Annotated in this window: 20 protein-coding genes; 8 read left to right on the top strand and 12 right to left on the bottom strand. The window is 68.0% G+C overall.

Annotated elements, in window-relative coordinates; translation table 11 throughout:
- Positions 1–72: 72 nt before the first annotated feature.
- Entirely contained in the window at positions 73–1,173 is a 1,101-nt protein-coding gene (locus BN1313_RS10885) for a tetratricopeptide repeat protein (protein WP_091740279.1), read from the bottom strand.
- Positions 1,174–1,276: 103 nt separating this feature from the next.
- Here BN1313_RS10885 and BN1313_RS10880 point away from each other — a divergent pair, with 103 nt between their 5' ends.
- Positions 1,277–1,897, top strand: a complete 621-nt coding sequence (locus BN1313_RS10880) for a glutathione S-transferase family protein (protein ID WP_091740276.1) — start codon at positions 1,277–1,279, stop codon at positions 1,895–1,897.
- 439 nt (positions 1,898–2,336) lie between these two features.
- Here BN1313_RS10880 and BN1313_RS10875 read toward each other — a convergent pair whose 3' ends face one another.
- The 8 genes from BN1313_RS10875 to BN1313_RS16750 form a co-directional block, all read right to left on the bottom strand.
- Positions 2,337–4,574, bottom strand: coding sequence for a TonB-dependent receptor (locus BN1313_RS10875; RefSeq protein ID WP_141653123.1), 2,238 nt, complete (start codon positions 4,572–4,574; stop codon positions 2,337–2,339).
- 157 nt (positions 4,575–4,731) lie between these two features.
- Positions 4,732–5,721 carry a FecR family protein gene (locus tag BN1313_RS10870; RefSeq protein WP_176695975.1) on the bottom strand — a complete coding sequence of 330 codons (990 nt, stop codon included), beginning with the start codon at positions 5,719–5,721 and terminating at the stop codon, positions 4,732–4,734.
- Positions 5,722–5,818: 97 nt separating this feature from the next.
- Positions 5,819–6,364 (bottom strand): RNA polymerase sigma factor, encoded by a 546-nt coding sequence (locus BN1313_RS10865; RefSeq protein WP_176695974.1) that lies wholly within the window; start codon positions 6,362–6,364, stop codon positions 5,819–5,821.
- Positions 6,361–7,692, bottom strand: a complete 1,332-nt coding sequence (locus BN1313_RS10860; RefSeq protein ID WP_176695973.1) for an HWE histidine kinase domain-containing protein — start codon at positions 7,690–7,692, stop codon at positions 6,361–6,363. Before BN1313_RS10860 ends, BN1313_RS10865 begins: the two co-directional genes overlap by 4 nt.
- Before the next feature lie 130 nt (positions 7,693–7,822).
- A complete protein-coding gene (locus tag BN1313_RS10855) occupies positions 7,823–7,987 on the bottom strand; it encodes a JAB domain-containing protein (RefSeq protein WP_091740265.1) in 165 nt (54 codons plus the stop codon).
- A 103-nt stretch (positions 7,988–8,090) separates the two neighbouring features.
- On the bottom strand, positions 8,091–8,342 hold the full coding sequence (locus BN1313_RS10850) for a helix-turn-helix transcriptional regulator (protein WP_245620230.1): 252 nt from the start codon (positions 8,340–8,342) through the stop codon (positions 8,091–8,093).
- A 961-nt stretch (positions 8,343–9,303) separates the two neighbouring features.
- Complete coding sequence (locus tag BN1313_RS10845) at positions 9,304–9,759, bottom strand: anthrone oxygenase family protein (RefSeq protein WP_218054348.1); 456 nt, start codon at positions 9,757–9,759, stop codon at positions 9,304–9,306.
- Between the two features lie 2 nt (positions 9,760–9,761).
- Positions 9,762–10,100: a MarR family winged helix-turn-helix transcriptional regulator gene (locus tag BN1313_RS16750; RefSeq protein ID WP_245620166.1), complete on the bottom strand. Its 339-nt coding sequence runs from the start codon at positions 10,098–10,100 to the stop codon at positions 9,762–9,764.
- Between BN1313_RS16750 and BN1313_RS16745 the strand changes: the two genes are divergently transcribed.
- The 7 genes from BN1313_RS16745 to BN1313_RS10810 all read left to right on the top strand — a co-directional run bounded on the left by BN1313_RS16745 (position 10,077) and on the right by BN1313_RS10810 (position 14,934).
- Positions 10,077–10,442 (top strand): hypothetical protein, encoded by a 366-nt coding sequence (locus BN1313_RS16745; protein WP_218054346.1) that lies wholly within the window; start codon positions 10,077–10,079, stop codon positions 10,440–10,442. The genes BN1313_RS16750 and BN1313_RS16745 overlap by 24 nt on opposite strands.
- Positions 10,443–10,524: 82 nt before the next feature.
- On the top strand, positions 10,525–11,553 hold the full coding sequence (locus tag BN1313_RS10835) for an N-acetyltransferase DgcN family protein (protein WP_091740260.1): 1,029 nt from the start codon (positions 10,525–10,527) through the stop codon (positions 11,551–11,553).
- A gap of 112 nt (positions 11,554–11,665) precedes the next feature.
- Positions 11,666–12,082, top strand: coding sequence for a thioredoxin family protein (locus BN1313_RS10830; protein WP_091740257.1), 417 nt, complete (start codon positions 11,666–11,668; stop codon positions 12,080–12,082).
- A gap of 7 nt (positions 12,083–12,089) precedes the next feature.
- Positions 12,090–12,818, top strand: a complete 729-nt coding sequence (locus BN1313_RS10825) for a cytochrome c biogenesis CcdA family protein (RefSeq protein WP_091740255.1) — start codon at positions 12,090–12,092, stop codon at positions 12,816–12,818.
- A 38-nt stretch (positions 12,819–12,856) separates the two neighbouring features.
- Entirely contained in the window at positions 12,857–13,654 is a 798-nt protein-coding gene (locus BN1313_RS10820; RefSeq protein WP_091740252.1) for an SDR family NAD(P)-dependent oxidoreductase, read from the top strand.
- A gap of 105 nt (positions 13,655–13,759) precedes the next feature.
- Complete coding sequence (locus BN1313_RS10815) at positions 13,760–14,293, top strand: sigma-70 family RNA polymerase sigma factor (protein WP_091740249.1); 534 nt, start codon at positions 13,760–13,762, stop codon at positions 14,291–14,293.
- Entirely contained in the window at positions 14,293–14,934 is a 642-nt protein-coding gene (locus BN1313_RS10810; RefSeq protein WP_091742613.1) for a DUF1109 domain-containing protein, read from the top strand. The genes BN1313_RS10815 and BN1313_RS10810 overlap by 1 nt, the downstream gene beginning before the upstream one ends.
- Positions 14,935–14,970: 36 nt before the next feature.
- Here the strand turns inward: BN1313_RS10810 and BN1313_RS10805 are convergent, their stop codons facing one another.
- The 3 genes from BN1313_RS10805 to BN1313_RS10795 are packed head-to-tail and all read right to left on the bottom strand — an operon-like array spanning position 14,971 to position 19,142.
- Positions 14,971–16,518 carry a DHA2 family efflux MFS transporter permease subunit gene (locus tag BN1313_RS10805; RefSeq protein ID WP_091740247.1) on the bottom strand — a complete coding sequence of 516 codons (1,548 nt, stop codon included), beginning with the start codon at positions 16,516–16,518 and terminating at the stop codon, positions 14,971–14,973.
- 20 nt (positions 16,519–16,538) lie between these two features.
- Positions 16,539–17,702 carry an HlyD/EmrA/EmrK family protein gene (locus BN1313_RS10800; RefSeq protein WP_091740245.1) on the bottom strand — a complete coding sequence of 388 codons (1,164 nt, stop codon included), beginning with the start codon at positions 17,700–17,702 and terminating at the stop codon, positions 16,539–16,541.
- A 3-nt stretch (positions 17,703–17,705) separates the two neighbouring features.
- Positions 17,706–19,142, bottom strand: coding sequence for an efflux transporter outer membrane subunit (locus tag BN1313_RS10795; protein ID WP_091740242.1), 1,437 nt, complete (start codon positions 19,140–19,142; stop codon positions 17,706–17,708).
- Between the last annotated feature and the right edge of the window lie 47 nt (positions 19,143–19,189).

The raw sequence follows: 19,189 nt of genomic DNA, 5'->3' as shown, positions 1-19,189 counted from the left end.
CGCGAAATACCCTGGCGGCGACCGCCCGCCCATAGCACAGCTTTGCGCGCCCCTGAAGCACGGCCCTTGCGGCTATTGGGACCGGGCGAGCGGAACAAAGATCCGACGCAGCCGCCGTCGCCGGTTCAAGGCTCGTAAGCGGCGGTCAAATTCGGGCGGATGATCTGGGCGCTCGACGAGCTCCCTCAGGATGGCGATCGCCGGCTCCAGGCGACCCGCGCTGGCGTGGGCCTGGCTCAAGAGGAACAGGTTGGTCTGAAACTGCGGCTCCAGCGCCACCAGCGCCTGCGCGGCTATCGCGGCGGCGGCGTGGTCGCCGACCGCGAGGGAAGTTTGCGCCATGAGGCGCAGGGCCGACGGATTTCCTGGAAACGCCGCGTAGGCCATTTCCGCCAGGCGCCGCCGCTCCTGCCGACCTTCGGCGCGCAGGGCCTGTTCGATCAGGAATTGCGGCGTGTCCTTGCCCAGTCGCTCGGCCTCCTGACGAAAGTGAGCCGCGTCGAAAGTGTTATTGAGCACATCGCTGATCAGAGGGGTCAGCAGTCCGGATTGGGTGAGCAAAACGCCACAGGGGTGACCGCTGTGCGGCGCTGGAACGAGCGTGACGTCGCCCGTCGCCGCATAGAGTTCGGCATGCTGGCGATCTTCCGTCAGGGGATCGTAGACAATGACGGCGTGGCGCGCGAAGTCCCTCCGGGCCTCGTAGGGGAACCTGAGAGACTGGCCATACCGTCGCCACCGCCGGTCATTCGGCACATAGTCGCGCCAGTGCAGTCCCAGCGCCGCCGGCCGCGCAGCGATCGAGAACTGCGGCGATAGGGCGAGCGCGGCGTGGGCGCCGACCCAACCGCCGAAGCGGATCGCCGCATAGGCGCCCATGCTGGAGCCGTAGGTGATGACCCGTTCGTAGCCGGCCACCGCTTCACGAACCTTGGCGCAGAGGTCGGGCAGGTCCGGATATTGGTACCAGTGGTTGCCGACGGGCACGATGTGAACGGCGTCTACGCCGAGCTGTTGAAAGAAGTGTTCGCCGAAGCCCGCCCGCTCGAGGCCGGTCTCTTCATCGAACGGCGAGAAGGTGACGGCGCAGATCCGGCTCGAATAGCCGCCGAGCCGCCGCGCCAGCAGGGTCGCGCTTTCAAAGACGACGCTAGTTTCCGGCGCGGGGGTCATGGGCGGCGTTTCAGCAGAGCGGTTGGCAGTTTGCGACGGGTCCTTGTAACGAGACGGAGCCAGTAGCATAGGCGCCGGCGCGAAGAGATTGATGGAGTGTGGCATGGAACTCGTGATCGGCACCAAGGCCTGGTCGACCTGGTCGCTGCGACCGTGGTTGGTCGCCAAACACGCGGGCGCGCCCTTCCAGGAGACCTTGGTCGCCCTGCGCCGTGGCGAGGCGACGGAAGCGGAACTCCTCACCCATTCGGGCAGCGGCAAGGCGCCGGTCCTGAAGGACGACGGCCTCACGGTCTGGGATTCCATGGCGATCTGCGAGTACCTCGCCGAGAAATTCCCGGAAGCGCGTCTCTGGCCGACCGACCCCGTCGCCCGCGCCTTGGGCCGTTCAGCCGCCGCGGAAATGCACGCGGGGTTCTCGTCGCTACGCGGCGAATGCCCGATGGACCTGGCCGCGCAGCCGCATCATGCGACGCTGTCCGATGCGACCGCCAAGGACATCCGGCGCATCAGCGCGCTGTGGAACGAGCTGCTTGGCCGATTCGGCGGGCCGTTCCTGCTGGGTGAATGGAGCATCGTCGACGCCGTCTACACGCCGGTGGCCAGCCGGTTCTTCACCTACGGCGTGCGGCTGAGCGACTACGGCGACACCGGCCTCGCCGGCGCCTATGCCGAGCGCCTGCTGGAAACGCCGGAGTTTCAGGCCTGGTTGGCGGAAAGCTAGGCCCCAGACTCAAAACGTCCCGGCTTGGCGCGGCCAAACCGGGACGAAATGCACTGGAAGCGGTACTGGAGAAACCGTCCCAGAAAAATGTCGCGATGCCCCCTGGAAAGCGCGTCACGGCACGACGGAGGACCGTATGGCGCCCGGCCTAATCCGCCTTGCCCACATCATTGCGCCAAGTCGAAACAAAAATCCATGCCGAAGAATCGCATTGAATGCGGAAAAGCGCGGCCCCGCCCGACCAGGGGTCGGCGGTGACCGCGCTTGAAGCCCGTTCCGGGTCTCCGCCGCAGCGTATCGAGCGCGCGAGGGATCCGGGGACGCGTCGGCCACAGGGAGCGATTGGCCGACTTTCCAACGCTGCTCCGTCTCCAGTCGTCACGGCGTTGATGATGAGACGACGCTGAAACGTCGCCCCCCTACGTGCCCCTGAGAAAAATCAGCGAAACGCGCTGAGCGTCAGGCCGAGGGTCAGGGGGCGCTGCGGCGTCGACTGGTTCACCTGCACGAACGTGAAGGGATTACCGAACGCGAAGGTGTTGGCGAGCTGGTCGAGGGGGTTGGTGACGAACAGCTCGGCGTTCCAACCGCGACCGCTAAGGGCTGCGGCGAACTTCAGGCGCACATAGTCGCCCATCTTGGACGATAGCGCCGGATCGAAGGTGACGCGCGAGGCGCCGACATAGCTTGCCGCGCCAGTCACCCGCCACGCGAGGCTGCGCGCAAAATCACGCCTATAGGACGCGACGAGGCCGAAGGAGATGTCCGGTGCGTTGGGCAGACCCTTGGCCAGCTGTTGAGCGAATTCAGGGTTGGCGCGCAGGATATCGGTGCGCGACGCCAGCAGATTGGCGCTGAGAGACAGGCCGCTGACGGCGTAGCCGGCCTCGGCCTCCAGGCCCATGATCGCAGCGTCGCCGACGTTGGCGACATAGAGCAGGCCGGAGTCGCGGAACTGGTCGGTCTGGATGTTGGTCCAGACATCGTAAAAGAGGGCGGCGTTGAGCGACATTCGACGGTGAAGCAGCCTGAACTTGCCGCCCAACTCGAAGTTGGTGAGGCGATCGGATGAAAACGCCTCCCGACCCGCGGTGAGGGGGTCAATGCCGCCGGTGTTGACCCCGCCCGCCCGGTGGCCCTGCGAGATGACGCCATAGAGCGTGTCGCCTCTGGCGAGTTCCCGCTGCAGGGTGAACTTAGGCGACAGGCCGGTGGTGCGTATTGTGCGACTGACGCCGCGTGCGGGCCCCCGTTCGGACCACACGTCCGATCGGGTGCGGACCTCGGTGCGGAACGCGCGCGCGCCCAGAGCCGCGGTCCAGCCGGGCAAGACCTCCAGCGAAGCTTCGCCATAGAGGGCCAGATCGCGGATGCGATCGCGCCGGTCGTCCACATAGGCGATCGTCTGCGAGGCGCCTTGGCCGGCGAAGATACGGTTCGGCGCTGATTCGTTGGTCAACGCCCCATAGGCGCCCGCCAGCCAGCCGAAACGGCCAGCGCCGTGAGAGGTCAGGACGATATCCTGGACGGCCATTTCCGTGCGCGTACTCTCGGTGTAGACGCCGACGCCATTGCCGAGGTCGCTGAAGTCGCTGATCACGCGGGAGGCGTCATAGAGGCTGGCGTAGCGGTGCTGAACGTAGGCCGTCGTCGCGGCGAGTTCACCCCAGTCGAAGGCGCCGCGAAGGTTGGCGCTGACCAGGCCGAAATCGTTGTCGTGCGGTTCCTGCAGGTTCTGCAGCCGTGTCAGCCCGAATCCGCGAACGGTATAGTGGGTGTCGTCAGACGCCAGGTGCTGGCCTGTCGCCGAGAGCGTCGCAGACCAGGTGTCGTTGGCCTGGAAGGCGAGCGTCACGCGCCCGCCGTAGCGCGTGGTCCGATCCACATCCTTCAGGTCCAGGTTCAGGTCGTCGAGATATCCGCCCTGGCCCTCTTCATAGGTGGCGATCCGCAGGCCGAGCCTGCCCTCGACCAGGGGGAAGTTGCCGATCGCCTCGACGGCGTGGCTGGGATCGCCCTTCGAGGTGTAGGCGCCGGTGACGCGGGCCTCGCCCTCATAGGCGTAGAGGTCGGGCTTGCGCGTCACGATGCGGAAGACCCCGCTCAGCGAGCCGCCGCCATAGAGCGCGCCTTGTGGTCCGCGGACGAGCTCGACCTGTTCGACATCGACCAGACGCAGGTCGGGATCCGGGGCGTTGTAGTTGAGCGGTGCGTCGTCGAGGTAGGTTCCGACCGTCGAACGCGATCGCCCGGTGAAGGCGCCGTCCGACAGGCCGCGGAGCAGCAGTTTGTCGCGGGCCGGTCCCAAGTCGGTGGTCAGCAGGCCTGAGAGCTGGCCCGAGATGTCGGCCGGATCGACTGAGCCGGTTTCGGCCAAGGCGCGCCGTGACAGGGTGCTGACGGAAGCGGCCAGGCGGTTGGCGGCCTCGACCCGCTTGGTGACGGTGATCAGGACCTCTGAGACGGTGGTGGGCGGCGCAGGCTCAGGCGCCGCGCGCCGCAAGGGCGAGATTTGCACCACCCCGGCGGCCGGCATGCGCCAGTCGCAGTTGGCGTCGGCCAGCAGGCGGTGAAGCGCCTGCTCGATCGTGTAGCGGCCGACCAGCGTCGGGCTCGTCCCACGGCAGGCGGCGGCGCCCAGCAGCGAGATGTCGGCCTGCAGGGCCAGGTCTATCAAAGCTTCGCTGTAAGGCTTTGGGGTGATGCGAAAATTCAGTTTCGGGGGAGCGGCGAGCACGGGCGAGCCCGCCGCAGCGAACACCGCCGCGCCGATTAAGGCCGCCAGGCCGGACGCCGACTTTCGGATCGTTTACCCCCCTGAACGTGCGGGGGCCCTACCTCGCCCGAAGCAGGACGCCCTGTTCGGAAGGTACTGCGCTCACCGGCAGCATCAAGGTCAGGCGATGCACCACATCGGCCTGGTTGTCGAGCACGAGAACGCCCGTGATCGGCATGTCCTTCAGGCGCGCATCGGAGATGCGGATCGGTTGATGAAATTCGCGATTGAGGTCCGCCACGACTGCCGACAAGGGCTCGCTACGGTAGATCATGCGGCCCGCCCGCCAGGCGAAAGCCTCTCCGGGATCAACTTGGCTGAGTTCGGGCTGGCCTTGCAGGGCGACCTTGAAACGCTGGCCATGATGCAGGCGGAACACGCGCGCGCCAGGCTCGGCGGTTGGGCGCACCTCGACGATCCCGCGGCTTACGGCGACGCTCAGGCCCTCGGGCCGGTTGCGTACATCGAACTGCGTACCGACCACGCGCACGGCGTACCGGCCGGCGTCGATGGTGAAAGGCCGGTCAGCGTCCTTTGCCACATCGAAGATCGCTTCGCCTTCCGGCAGGCTGACCCGGCGTTCGCCGTGACGGAAGCTGACGGTCATCCGCGTCTGAGCGTTCAGGTCGACGGTCGAACCGTCAGACAGCGTGACCGTGCGCTTTTCACCGACACCGGTCGAGTAGATCTCGGTCGGCGAGGGCAGAAGCGAAGGCGTGATGATGAAGGCGGCGGCTGCGGCCGCGGCCAGGCCGCCCATAGCCAGGAAGCCGCGCCGGCCGAAGGCCGGCTTTCCCGTCGCAAGCCGCTTGGCGCGCCGGACGCTCTCAAGCTCCAGGCCGGCGAGAACCTGAGGGGCGGCCGCCTCATAGGCCTCGGCCGTGGCCGTCACCGCGTCGAACGCCTCGGTGTTGGCCGGGTCGGCGTCGAGCCAGGCGTCAAAAGCCAGGGCTTCGTCGTCGGCGAGCTCAGCGCCGGCGCCCAGGCGTGCGAACCAGTCGCTGGCTTGCGCCAGACGATCCTCCGCAACCTGTAGCCGTTCGCTCATGAGCGCACCTTTCGCGCGGACGGGACTCGCCCACGACATAGGACAAGACGCCACGTCCCAGCCTCGCCCCTACCTCTGCTTAAGAATTTCGCTGCGATCACGACCGCAGCCTTCCGGTCAGGGCCTTCATCGCCGCGGCGATATGCTTTTCGATCGCCTTGACGGAGACGCCCATGGCCTGGGCGGTCTCGGCCTGGCTGCGGCCTTCGAGCTTATGCAGGCGGAAGGCGCGGCCCATTTGCGGGGGTAGGTCGGCGACGGCCTCGACCAGGCGGGCGATGCGTTCGCGCTCGATGATCGCCTCGTCAGCGGGCGCGTCGGCCGAGACCTCCTCCAGTCCCAGGCGCGGCCGCGAATCGTCGCGCCAGGCGGTCTCGCGCACGGCCGAGCGCCGCGCGCTGCGCGCCCCGTCCAGCAAAAGGTTGGACGCCATGCGATAGAGGAGCGCGGCCGGCGACTGCACAGTCAGCGTATCAGGGCGCGACACGATCTTCAGATAAAGCTCTTGCGCCAGATCGTCAGCCGCGCCCGCGCCGGCGCGGGCGGCGAAGAACCGCACGAGATTGGCCCTTCGCGCGAAATAGGCCGCCAACAGAACGTCGGGCCCGCTCTCGGCCGGGGAATGGTCAGAAGGCTCAGTCACGCAAAGACGGGAGCGACGATTCGGCAAACGAGGCCATCGGCGCGCCAGTCCATGATGGCCGGCTGGCCGAGTTCGCCGGCGAGACCGGAGCCCAGCAACCTCGATCCGAATCCATGGGACGGGGGCGCTGCGACGGGCGGGCCGCCGACCTCGCACCAACGCACCTCGACCTGGGCGCCGTCGCCGGAGAGCGTCCACTCCAGGTCGACGTAGCCATCCTTGGCGCGAAGGGCGCCGTACTTGGTCGCGTTGGTCGCCAGCTCATGCAGCGCGAGAGAAATGGCCAAGGCCGCATTGGGGCGTATACGCACCGGCGGGCCGTTGAGCCGGATCCGCGGCGCACGCGGGTCGTCGTAGGCCTGAACGGCCTCTGTGGCCACTCCGGTCAGTTCCGGCGCGTCCCAGTTCTCGCGCGTCAGGACGTTGTGGGCCGCCGACAGGGCCATCAGACGGTCCGTGAAAAGGTTGCGCGCCTCGCGGCTGACCACAGCGTCGCGGAAGGTTTGGCGTGCGATCGACTGGATCGTGGCGAGCGTGTTCTTCACCCGATGGTTCAGCTCATTGATCAGGAGCTGCTGGCGATTCTCGGCGGCGCGTGTCTCGGTCACATCAATGGCTAGCCCGACGTAGCCTTGAAAGACTCCGTCGGGGTCGATGCGCGGCTTGGCCGAGGCCCGCATCCAGCGCCATTCGCCTGTGCCGAAGCGGAAGCGCGCCTCGAATTCGTAGGCGTCGTTGTTGACCCGCGCGGCTTCGCGCCGCGCCAGGACCGTCGGCGCATCGTCGGGGTGCAGCAGGGTGAGCCAGGCCTTGCCCAGCAGGCCCTCGCGCGGGCGGCCAGCGTATTCGAAGAAGGCCTGATTCACGAACTCGATGTCGCCCGGCACGTCAGTGATCCAGATCGCCGCAGGCGCCGAGTCGGCGGTGGCGCGGAAACGCGCCTCGCTCTCGCGGAGGCGGTTCTCAGCCTTGCGCGTCCGGGTGATGTCGCGAAAGGCGACGGCGATCCCTTCGCCGAGGAGATTGCAGCGCAGCGCCAGCAATATCTCGGGATAAAGCGCCGAATAGGCCTCCCGTAGCGCTGGGCGTCGCGACGACATCACTTCACGCATCAGGTCGCCGAGCGGCAGGTCAGCGATGCGCGGAAACACCGTCCAGAAATCTCTCCCCAGCACCGCTTCGGCGCTGAAGCCCATGTGCTGCTCGCAAACCTTGTTGCAGGCTATGAACCGCCAATTCTTGTCGAGGCTGAAAAAGCCCTCGCGAAAGCCGTCCAGGCTCTCTCCAAGGTAGCTGGCGAAGCGCCGTGCCTCACCGGCGTCCGCCAAGGTCGGCTCTCCCGAAGTCGCGCTTGGCTCTCGATCAGCCACCAGCGAAGATCTCCCCAGCATTGTCGCTTTGCCGATATGTCTGGGCGTTTGCGCCGGGCGGAGCAAGGCCCCCGTCCAAATTGCAACCTTAGAGCAATCCCAAGGCCTTGAAGCTGGCGACTCCGTGGCGTCCGACGATCAGGTGGTCGTGGACGGCGATCCGCAGGACCTCGCAGGCGCTGGCGACCTGGCGGGTCATGTCGATGTCGGCGTTGGACGGCGAGGGATCGCCCGAGGGATGGTTGTGCACCATGCCTTGCAGTATTCTATGGCATTGATTGTTATGCAATAAATTGAAATCGGACGAGGACTGGTGCCGGAGACTGGGAGCGGTTGATCATGCCCGAACGTGACCATCACACCTGATCACCCCTGTGCTCGTCGAGTCCCCTGGATGCACGACACTGCACCTTATTCTTTTCATCCCACGCATCAAGCTCGTGGAGGGGGTAGAGCACGGCCTTGCCAATTTTGACGAAGGACGGGCCGAGACGCATCGCGCGCCAATTTCGAAGCGTCCCAACCGAAACACCGCCCCGGTAGCGTTCAGCCACCTCGTCAGGTGTAAGGAATTTGCTATCTGGCACTACCGCCTCCTCCGGCAGCACGATCAAGGCCGTGTCGCCGCGTTTGAGTTGATCATCGCGGTAGGCTGTCGAGGATCGCTTCGGGTCTATATTTAAGCCCCCGGGACCGGAGCCTCACGCTTCCGCACGGACATACATGCTGCGCCATTCACCGGCGCGAAAGGCGGTTCCGGCAGGCGTCGGGGGAACGGATATCATAGAGGCCACATAGGCGGAGTTTACTGCGCTGCATCACAACCGAACCGCCGCCCCGCGCCGGATCCCGCTACTCGATGGGGCGGGACCCCGCGTTAGCCATTCGCGGCCGGAACCGAGTCTTCGCAAAAGGCTTTCTCCGGGCCATGACAAACACCCAAATGACGCCCGAAGAAGTCGAGCTAGACAGACAATGGCGGACCCGATTTGGCCAACCCTTGCCTATGCTGGGGTCAGCCGAAATTGTCTGGCGTATACTCGCGACAACGCCCGCCGACCGGCCCGCTGCTGTCGATGCTCACCCGGTGGCAGCCCTCCCCGCGCTGGAGACGAAGTGACCTTCGGCTATAATTTCGAGACAAGCGATGGAACTCGGGCGTTTCGCAAGGGCCGGCGGGACGCGTTCTCCAGCGTGCGCTGCCCCGAACTGAATGAGGTCATATGAATCCCAGACGCGCGTTCGGATGCGAGCTTTGCCGCCAGCCGCGAGGAAAGTGCCGACGCCTTTTTTGACGCCGGAAGCTTAGCGCGCGACGGGCCCGCGCAAGGGCCAGCTCGGATCGACTGGACAGCTGCGCCGGCGCCGCAAGGACCAGCCGAGTCCTGCTCGGTCCAAGGTTAGAGGCGCTCGCGCGACCAAGGCCCGCTGGACCTGCGCCCGGCGCGGCGCTCCGAAAGCCCTGCACTGGTCCGAAGGCTGCCATTTCGACTTTTACGAGACCCTGCCAAGGTCTCGGAGACCGTCGGGGGCGTGGCGGACTACTTCCGGTTGGTCGCGGCCTGACGTTCAGAGGCCGGAGGGCCACGTCCTGGCGCTCGCCACGGCGTAGGCGGCGAGGCTGGCGAACCCCAGGCCGGTGCGAATGGCGTGGAGCACGCCCCACCGCCGGATGGCGCTGCGGGTGTCGCGCCCGGCCTGATCGGCGGAGGCGGTCTCGAGCCGGCGGGTGATCGGCCTGATGGCGGCGAAGGTGAAGGGCCAGTTGGCGACGATCAGCACGGCGCCCGCCAGCCACAGCCCGTTCGGGTCAAGCCAGAAGGCCAGCGCGCCCGCCGCGCCCGAGGCCAGGGCCAGATTGCTCTGCGTCAGCGTGCCGCGCTTGTAGCTCGGGACCCACTGCTGGAGGAGGGCTCGGTCGTCCAATCCCAGTCGGGCCGGCTGTTCGGCCACATTGATGTACAGCGCGGCGCCCGCGAAGACAGCGCTGAGGACGATCGGCAGCAGCAGGATCAGCGCGGTCATGGTCATTGCTCCGGAAGGGTTGAAGGATCGGCGTCGAGCCGGCCGGCGACGGTCGACAGGACGCGGATCGCCGCGGCCACGTCCTGCGCGGATAGGCCGGCCGCCAGCCCCGCGACCCAGGGGGCCTGCCTGCGCAGGGCCTCGGCATAGGCGTCCTGCCCGGCGGGGGTCATGGACATGAGTTTGGATCGCGCGTGGTCGGGGTTGGTCAGGAGGACGATCAGGCCGGCGCCGCGCAGGTCGTCGGCGACCCGCTGCACCGACTGGCGGGTCAGGCCCATGGCCCGCGCGATCTGCGACACGGTCCGCGGCGCGCCGTGCTCCGCCAAGGCCCCCAGCACCTGCCAGCGCGCGCTGGTCAGGCCGATGTCCCGACCTACGCCGTCTTGCTGGCCTTCGATCTGGTCTGCGCCGGCCTCGTCCCCACGATCGGCGTTGTCGCGCTCACCCTCAACCTGCCCAACGAGATCCGTGGGCGCGGGATCGCCACCTATGTGCTCACGACCGCCCTCGCTGCTGCGACGGGACCCGCCGCCATCGCCCTGGTCAGCCAGGCCTTGGGCGGCGAGGCGATGCTGGGCCACGCCATCGTCGTCGTGGCTGTCCCGGCGGCCCTGCTCTCCGCCGGCTGTTTCGTGCTGGCCATGCGGGCTGACGCCGTCCGCCGTCTGGCGGCGGCCTAACCCCAGAGGACCCGCCAAGCGGCTGCGCACCGCGGGCCTAGGTGATGTCGGACGCAAACGATCCTTGAGGAGATGAACGACCATGTCCGCGCAAACAGCTGATCTGACGCTGCCGCACCCCTATCTGTTGTTCCTGGGCGATACGACCGAGCGCGGCTACGCAAAGACCGCGTTGGGCCTGCGCGACTGGGCGGGTGACAAATGCGTCGGCGAGTTCGTTCTGGACGGCGCCGCCGTCTCCACCGGACTGCCGCAGATGACGCCCTCCGAGGCCGTGGCGCTCGGCGCGCGGGCGATGGTGATCGGCGTCGCCAACAGCGGCGGCGTGATCCCGCCGAACTGGCGGGCGTCGCTGATCGAGGCGCTGCGCGCCGGCCTGGACATCATCAGCGGCATGCATCAGCGGCTCACCGACATCCCGGGCCTGGCCGAGACCGCCGCGGAGTGTGGTCGGCGCCTCATCGATGTGCGCAACCCGCCGCCGTCGATCCCGACCGGCACTGGGCGCAAGAGAACGGGAAAGCGGCTGCTCACCGTCGGCACCGACTGTGCCCTGGGGAAGAAGTACGCGGCGCTGGCGCTCGCCCGGGCCTTTGCCGAAAAGGGGGTGGCGGCCGAGTTCCGGGCGACCGGACAGACGGGCATCATGATCGCGGGCGGCGGCATACCGATGGACGCCGTCATCGCCGATTTCGCGGCGGGGGCCGCCGAGATTTTGTCGCCCGATGCGGCGGCCGATCATTGGGACGTCATCGAAGGACAGGGGTCCATTCTGCATCCGGCCTATGGCGGGGTGTCGCTCAGCCTGCTCCACGGCAGCCAGCCCGATGTCTTCGTGGTCTGCCACGAGCCCGGTCGCACCCACGTGCTCGGCGTCCCGGGATATGAGCTGCCGAGCATCCAGGACATCATCGAAGCGACGGTTCTGCTCGGCCGGCGCACCAACCCGGCGATCCGCTGCGGCGGCGTCGCCTACAACACTCACGCGCTGAAGCCGGACGAGGCGGCGCGGCTGATGGCTCTCGACAGCCAGCGCCTGCGCCTGCCGGTGGCCGACCCGATGCGGGGCGGGCCGGCTTTCGACCGTCTCGTCGAGAGCTGTCTGGAATGACCGGCTAACGCCGGGGTCTTGTGCAGGCCTGTTTTCGGGTCTTCGCCTTGCCGGGTGTAACCGGCGGCCGCGCCGATCCGTAGGAGGGAGACGACAACTCCTTGGAGGCCTTATGCGCCACTCGTCTTCGTTCGCCGTTTTCGCCGCTCTCGCCGCCGCCGTTCCGGCGGTCGTCGCCGCCGCTCCTGCGGCCGCCCAGGTCGCGCCGACCGTGCAGCCGTACAATCAGGCGGCCTTCGACGCGGCCCAGAGAGCGGGCAAGCCGATCCTGGTCTGGGTCCATGCGCCGTGGTGCCCGGTCTGCCGCGCCCAGGCCAGGACGATCGCCAGCGTTACGGCCGCCCCCGCCTATCGCGACATGGTCGTGTTCCGCATCGACTTCGACACCCAGCGGCCGCTGTGGCAAAGGTTCGGCGCGACCCAGCAATCGACCCTGATCGCTTTCCGCGGCGCGCGCGAGACCGACCGGATCGCGCACGAGACGGACGAAGGCAAGGTTTCCGCCGTGATCCGCAGCGCGATCAGCTGACCTGCGGATGGCTTCTGCGCTCAATCCCGCGCTCGCCTATGTGGCGGGCGCGCTGACCATCCTTTCGCCCTGCGTCCTCCCGCTGGTGCCGATCGTCCTGTCCTCGGCGGCCCAGCGGCACCGCTTCGCGCCGCTGGCGTTGGCGGCGGGCCTGGTCGTCGCCTTCACCGTCACCGGCTTCGTCGTGGCCGCCTTCGGGCAGGCGCTGGGGATCGATACGCTTGTGGTTCGCGCCGCCGGCGCGGTCATCCTCTGCCTGGCGGGCGTGGTACTGCTCGTGCCCTGGCTTCAGGACCTGCTGGCCCGCGTCGCGACCCCGCTCGCCGCCTGGGCCAGCTCCCATCAGGCGGCGCTTGACGACAGGGCCGGGCTTTGGGGCCAGGCGGCGGTCGGGGCCCTGCTGGGCATCGTCTGGGCGCCCTGTGTGGGACCGACCCTCGGCGCGGCGGTCGCGCTCGCTGCCGAGGGCAAGGATCTGGGCGAGGTGGCCCTGGTCATGGTCGCGTTCGGCCTCGGCATCTCGACGGTCCTGCTCGTGATCGCCTTCGCGGCGCGAGGCGCCCTCTCGCGGTGGCGCGGCCGGATGATGACAGCCGGCGGACGCGGAAAGACCGTGCTGGGCGCCCTGCTGCTCATCATCGGCGTCTTCATCCTCACGGGGATCGATCGGAAGATCGAAGCCTTCGCGCTGGATCATCTGCCTGAGCGCGTCGTCACCTGGTCGACCGCGATCTAGGGCCCTTGGGCCCGCAACACCCTAAAGGAGCCGACGAAATGAATCTCAACGGCAAGCGCGCCCTCGTCACCGGCGGATCGAGCGGCATCGGGCTCGAGATCGCCCGCGAACTGCTCATCGCCGGAGCCATCGTCGGCATCACTGGTCGCCGGCAGGGGGCCGTCGATCAAGCCCTACGGCAGCTGGAAGGCCAAGGCCCCATCCGCGGCCTGTCAGCCGACGTGACCACGTCCGAAGGCCGGGCCCGAACGCTCGAATTGGCGGCGGAATCGCTCGGCGGGCTCGACGTTCTCGTCAACAACGCCGGCGGCGTGCGCGCTGGCCGGCTCGAAGCCATCACGGAGGACGAGATCCGCCAGATGGTCGAGGTGAACCTGACGGGTCCGATCCTCCTCACGCGGGCGGCGCTGTCCCTGCTGAAGGAGAGCGGCGACGGCCTGGTGGTGAACGTCAGCTCGGGCATCGCGCTTGTCGGCATGGCGTTCTATTCGCCCTATGCCGCGGTCAAGGCCGGCATCGCTCACTTCGGCGAGGCGCTTCGCCGGGAACTGGACGGGGAGGGGGTCCGTGTCCTGACGGTCTATCCGACGGCGACCGAGACGCCGATGATGGCGACGTCCGGAATGGGACGGGACGGCGGTCGCGAAACACCGTCGGATGTGGCCCGGGAGATAGTCGAGGCGATGACCCAGGACCGCCTGGAGGTTGTGCGTGGCGGCCCGGCCCGGCTCGAGATGGTGAAGCAAAACCGGACCGACCCCCAGGCTGTCGATGAAGCCCTGCGGCCGATCAAAGCCGCCATGGAAGACGGAGCGCGCGACCACTCGGCCCTGTGAGGCCGCGTGGGACGTCGCCGCGCGAACCCTGCAGCCGAATATGAAGTCGAGCCCAACCCCTGTAACGGATAGAGCGGAAGCGACGTAAGACTGACCGGAATGAGGATGGCGACGAGCGAGGCCGAGCTCAAAGCGCTGATGATCGGCAGCCTTGACGGCGATGCGCTCGCGCATGGCCTGCTGCTGCGCGCGCTCGTGCCGCTCCTCACCGCCTTCTATAGACGGCGTCTGGCGCGGGCCGAAGATGTCGAAGACCTCGTACAGGACACCCTCATCACCGTGCACACCCGTCGAGAGACCTTCGATCGCAGCCGTCCCTTCACCGCCTGGCTCTATGCGATCGCGCGGTATCGGACGATCGACCACTATCGGCGTCATCGCCAGACGGTGGCGATCGAGGACGTCGAGTCCATCCTGATGGCCGAGGGCTTCGAAGACGCCGCCGGCGCGCGTATGGACGTCGATCGCCTGCTCGCGACCCTGTCTCCCAAACAGGCGCGCGCGATCCGCGACACCCATGTCGAGGGCAAGAGTATCGCCGAGGCCGCCTCCGGTGCCGGCATTGGCGAGTCGGATGTGAAGATCTCGGTGCATCGGGGCCTCAAGGCGCTCGCCGCCCGGATCAAAGGCCAAGGATGATGAAGACCGAACAGCTTATCGATTCGCTCAGCCAGAACGTGTCTCGGGTGCCGCGTCACGCGGTCCCCAGACGCATCGCAGTCGGCTTGGCGGCCGGCGGGCTTGTGGCGATGCTCCTGATCGCCGTGACGCTCGGAATCCGTCCGGATCTGCGCCTGGCCATGCACGGCTTCTCCTTCTGGATGAAGTGGACCTACACCCTCTCGCTCGCGCTGGGCGCAAGCTATGCGATCATCCGCCTGGCGCGGCCGGCGCCCGCGCCCTTGCAGGGGCTCTGGCTGCTCGCCGCGCCGGTGCTGGTCCTGGTCGGGATCGGGGTCGGCGAGCTCGCCCGCACGCCGTCGTCGGAATGGCTGGCGATGTGGCTTGGCCGCAGCTGGACCTCCTGTCCCTGGATCGTGCTGACGCTCGCCGCGCCGATCTTCGCCGGCTTGCTCTGGTCCTTCCGCAAGCTCGCCCCCGCTCACCTGCGGGCGGCCGGAGCGATCGCCGGCCTCAGCGCCGGCGCATGGGCCGCGACCATCTATTGCCTGCACTGTCCCGAGGTGTCCGCCATCTTCGTGCTCACCTGGTACACCCTGGGGATCGCCGTGGCGGCGGCTCTGGGCGCGCTGCTGGGGCCGCGGCTCCTGCGCTGGTAGCTGACCTCGCGAGCATAGCCCCAGGGGAGCGGCGGGTCAGTGCCCGCCGGAGGTGTTGATCGGTCCCTTGGGTTTGGGAACGAACCAGATCAGCGTCGCCGCGAACGCAAAGCAGATGGCGATCGCAGCGAACACATTGAGCGTCGCCAGCATATAGCTCTGCCCTTCGAGGAGGCCGGCCAGCAGGGTCCTCGCCGCCTCCGGCGGGGCGCCGCTGGCCATCATGCCATCGAGCGTGGCCTGTCCCTGCGTCATCGCCCCGGTCAGCTCGGCCTGATTGTGCCGGGCCGCGTTCGTCCAGCCGGTTTGAACCAGGGAGGTGGCGAACGCGCCGCCCAGCACGCGCATGAAGTTGGAAATGCCGGCGGAGTCCTCCTGCTCGTCCGGATCCACGCTCGCCATGCAAAGGCCCGTGACCGGAATGATGAACATCATCAGGAAGACGCCGGTGAGCAGCATGGGCCCCGCCATCTGGATGAAGGCCATGTCGGGCGTGAAGCCCATCCGCCACACCGAGACTAGGCCCAGCCCTAGGACGCCGATCGACACGATCAGCCGAGCGTCGATCGTCTCGACCGCCTTGCCGATGATCGGCGAGGCGATGATGGCCAGCACGCCCATGATCCCGGTGGCGTAGCCCGCCCAGGTGGCCGTGTAGCCCATGTTCGACTGGAGCCAGAGCGGGATGATGACGACCGTGGCGAAGAAGGTGCCGAAGGCCACGCAATAGGTGATCGAGGCCGCCACGAACCCGCGATGGCGGAAGACCCGCAGATTGACGATGGGGTGCTTCTCCGTCAGCTCCCAGATGAGGAAGGCCACGAAGCCGACTGCGGCGACGGCCGCCAGGAGCCGGATTTCCGCGGCCGCGAACCAGTCGTGGTTGCGGCCCTCGTCGAGCATGATCTGCAGGGCCCCGACCCAGACGACGAGCAGCCCGAGCCCGACGATGTCGATCCGGGCCTTGATGACCGCCTCGACCCGGCCGCGGAAGATGTAGAGCAGCCCGAGCCCGCCGGCGATCGCAAAGGGGATCTTGATATAGAAGATCCATTCCCATCCGATGTTGTCGGACAGGAGGCCGCCCAGGATCGGGCCGGCGATCGGGGCGATCGTGGTCGTCATCGCCCAGATGATCGTGGCCACCGTGGCCTTCTCGCGCGGGAAGACGCGCAGCAGCAGGGTCAGGGACAGGGGAATGAGCGTGCCGCCGGCGAGGCCGAGGAGGACCCGGGAGGCGATGAGCATGCCCAGGGTGCTCGACAGGCCGCAAAGCAGCGAGAGAACGCCGAAGGCGAGGAAGCTGGTGATGAACACCCGTTGCCCGCCAAACCGCCGCGCCAGCCACCCGGTGAGCGGCACCATGATCGCTTCGGCCACGGCGTAGGAGGTGATGACCCAAGTCGCTTGCGAGACCGACACCCCAAGGCCGCCGGCGATGTTCGGGATCGACACATTGGCGATGGTCGTGTCGAGGATGACGAGGAAATTGCCCAGGCCGAGCAAGGTCGCGGCGATCGCGAGCTTCATGCCGGTCAGGGGCCGGTGAGCTTCATCTTCGTGTTGGGCGATGGCTTCGGCCATGGAAGGACGCTCCCGGCTGATCAGTTGGAGACGTCGATGTCGACGGTCATCGACAGGCCCACGCGCAAGGGATGTTCGGCGAGCTGCCTCGGATCGAGTCGGATTCTCACCGGCAGGCGTTGGACGACCTTGATCCAGTTCCCGGTGGCGTTCTGGGCGGGCACCACGGCGAAGGCCGCGCCCGTGCCGCCGGAGAAGCCGACGACCGTACCGTGATACTCGACGCTCTCCCCGTAGAGATCGGAGGTGAGCGTGACCCGTTGTCCGGGCCTCACCTTCTTGAGCTGCCCTTCCTTGAAGTTGGCGTCCACATAGGCGGCCTGGATCGGCACGATGATCATCAGCATGGCGCCGGCTTGCACGCGCTGGCCGACCTGGACCTGACGTCGGGAGACGATCCCGTCGACGGGCGCGCGCAGAACTGTGCGCTCGAGATCGACCCGGGCCTGATCGCGCGCGGCCCGCGCGGCGAGGACTTCGGGGTTGTCGGCTCCGGCCCTGGTTTCGATCAGAGCCCGGTTCGCATTGCGGCTGCCGATGGCCGACGTCCGGTTCGCCGCCGCCTGGGCGCGCGCCGCGTCGGCGGCCTGGTAGTTCGCAAGCGCGGTGCTGTGCGCATTTCGTGCAGCGGTGAGTTCCTCCTCCGAAACCGAGCCCGACGTGACCAGCGCCTCGCGTCGTTGAAGATCCACCCGCGCCCGGTCCAGATCGCCGCGGGCGGCCGCGAACTGCGCGGCGGCCCGCGCCTGGTCGGCGCCCCGGGCGGTGATCTGCGCGCCAAGACCGCTGTCGTTGGCGATCAGGCCGCGGACACGGCGTTCGGTCGCCGCCAGCTCGGCCTCGGCCCGGGCCAGGGCGAGCGTTGCGTCCGTATCGTCCAGCCGGACGAGGACGTCGCCACGCTTGACCGCCACGGTATCGTCGACGAGCACCTCGCGAACCGGCCCGCCGATCAGCGGCGTCACCTGGGCGACGTTCGCGCCCACATAGGCGTTATCGGTCTCCACATGGTTCGAGGCGATCACGGCGCCGTAGGCGAAATAGCCCGCGCCGAGCACCGCGACCGTGGCGGCCAGGCCGACGAACAGCCGTTGTCGGGTGCGCTTGACGCGCAGATCGTCGAGCCCGGGGCCGTCTGCGACGGGGGTGTGGGGGTGATCGATGTCGGGGGTGGAGTTGGTCATGGCTTAACCCTCAGAGCGGAAGCCGCCGCCCAGCGCGCGGACGAGCGCGACATCCAGGGCGAAGGCACGAGTTTTCAGGACGGCGACGGCCCGGCGCGCGGAGACGAGCGCGTCTTCGGCGGCGAGCACGTCGAGATAGGTGGCCAGGCCGCCGCGATAGCGGTTGTTGGCGACGGTCCAGGCGGCGGTCGCGGCCCGTTCGGCCTCCAGGCCGTGCTCGAGCCTGCGCCCCAGCGCCCGATCGCTGGCCGTCGCGTCGGCCACGTCCCGCAGAGCCTGGGCCAAGGCGCCGTCATACTGCGCCACCGCGGCGCGGTAGTCGGCTTCGGACGCGCGATAGCCCCCGTCCAGTCGTCCCCCGTCGAAGATCGGCAGGGTGATGGCAGGGCCGACCGTGCCGAACTCGGACCCCGACTTGAACACATTCTCGACGCCGAGGGCCTGAAGGCCGATCAGTCCGGCGAGATTGATGTTGGGATAGTAGGCGGCGCGCGCTTGAGTGATGCGGCTGGCCGCGGCCTCGCTGCGGAGCCGCGCGGCGATGATGTCGGGCCGGCGGCCGATCAGGTCGGCCGGCAGGTTCGCCGGCAGGCCAAACGCCATGTCGACCAGGGCCGCGGGACGGCTGATGGCGGCGCCGCGATCCGGACCGGCGCCCAGCAGGACGGCGATGCGATTGCGCGTCAGCGCCAGCATCTCATCCAGGCCGGCCAAGTCGCCCTGGGTCGTGGCCAGCGCCGAACGCGCGCGCTCCACGGCGCCGTCGTTCTCAAGGCCCTGGGCTTTGCGCCGCACCATGAGGTCGAACGTCCTGCCCCGGATTCGGACCGCGTCGCTGAGGGCGTCGTGTTCGGCGTAAAGCGCGGCGAGGTCGGCGTAGGCCTGAGCGATGCCCGAGGAGACGGCGAGACGCGCCGCTGCGGCCTCGGCTCCCGCCGCCGCGCTGTCCGATCTCGCGGCCGCCAGGGCCGAGCGATTCTTGCCCCAGAAATCCAGCTCCCAATCGAGACGGAGCGCGGCCTGGCCGTAGTCGGGCCAGTCCTGCGGCAGGACGTCGCCAGGGATAAGGAAGTTATAGCTCTGCTTGGTCGCGCCGGATTCGGCGCTGGCGTTCAAGGCGGGCAGGAGCCGGCTCCGCGACTGGCGTACCATCGCCTCGGCGCGCTGGAACCGTGCCTGGGCGATTCGCAGATCGGCGGCCCCGGCCAAGCCCTCCTCGATCAGGCCGGACAACTGCGGATCGCCGTAGTCGGCCCACCAGCGATCGGAGGGCCAGTCGGCTTGCGGCGCCGCGAGGCTGCTGGCGCTGGCCAGGCTGTCTGGCGAGACAAGCGATGGAAGATCTCCCCTTTCCGGAAGCATGGCGCAGCCGCTCAACACTAGGGCTCCGGCTAGGGCGCCGAAGCTGATCGCTCGGCCCGACCGATCGGAACGTCTCATTGGCCACCCCCCTTATAAGTAGACTGTACGGTCTGATAATGGCGGCC

The sequence above is a fragment of the Phenylobacterium immobile (ATCC 35973) genome, assembly GCF_001375595.1.
GTDB lineage: Bacteria > Pseudomonadota > Alphaproteobacteria > Caulobacterales > Caulobacteraceae > Phenylobacterium > Phenylobacterium immobile.
The sequence above is the reverse complement of the archived record's forward strand: the minus strand, read 5'-3'. Positions and strand labels throughout refer to the sequence as shown.

Coding starts and splice junctions, on each gene's coding strand:
- BN1313_RS10885 (WP_091740279.1), bottom strand. CDS start 1,173: ATGACCCCCGCGCCGGAAACTAGCGTCGTCTTTGAAAGCGCGACCCTG.
- BN1313_RS10795 (WP_091740242.1), bottom strand. CDS start 19,142: ATGAGACGTTCCGATCGGTCGGGCCGAGCGATCAGCTTCGGCGCCCTA.
- BN1313_RS10825 (WP_091740255.1), top strand. CDS start 12,090: ATGGCTTCTGCGCTCAATCCCGCGCTCGCCTATGTGGCGGGCGCGCTG.
- BN1313_RS10855 (WP_091740265.1), bottom strand. CDS start 7,987: ATGGTGCACAACCATCCCTCGGGCGATCCCTCGCCGTCCAACGCCGAC.
- BN1313_RS10820 (WP_091740252.1), top strand. CDS start 12,857: ATGAATCTCAACGGCAAGCGCGCCCTCGTCACCGGCGGATCGAGCGGC.
- BN1313_RS10835 (WP_091740260.1), top strand. CDS start 10,525: ATGTCCGCGCAAACAGCTGATCTGACGCTGCCGCACCCCTATCTGTTG.
- BN1313_RS10830 (WP_091740257.1), top strand. CDS start 11,666: ATGCGCCACTCGTCTTCGTTCGCCGTTTTCGCCGCTCTCGCCGCCGCC.
- BN1313_RS10810 (WP_091742613.1), top strand. CDS start 14,293: ATGAAGACCGAACAGCTTATCGATTCGCTCAGCCAGAACGTGTCTCGG.
- BN1313_RS10880 (WP_091740276.1), top strand. CDS start 1,277: ATGGAACTCGTGATCGGCACCAAGGCCTGGTCGACCTGGTCGCTGCGA.
- BN1313_RS10870 (WP_176695975.1), bottom strand. CDS start 5,721: ATGAGCGAACGGCTACAGGTTGCGGAGGATCGTCTGGCGCAAGCCAGC.
- BN1313_RS10815 (WP_091740249.1), top strand. CDS start 13,760: ATGGCGACGAGCGAGGCCGAGCTCAAAGCGCTGATGATCGGCAGCCTT.
- BN1313_RS10845 (WP_218054348.1), bottom strand. CDS start 9,759: ATGACCGCGCTGATCCTGCTGCTGCCGATCGTCCTCAGCGCTGTCTTC.
- BN1313_RS10800 (WP_091740245.1), bottom strand. CDS start 17,702: ATGACCAACTCCACCCCCGACATCGATCACCCCCACACCCCCGTCGCA.
- BN1313_RS10805 (WP_091740247.1), bottom strand. CDS start 16,518: ATGGCCGAAGCCATCGCCCAACACGAAGATGAAGCTCACCGGCCCCTG.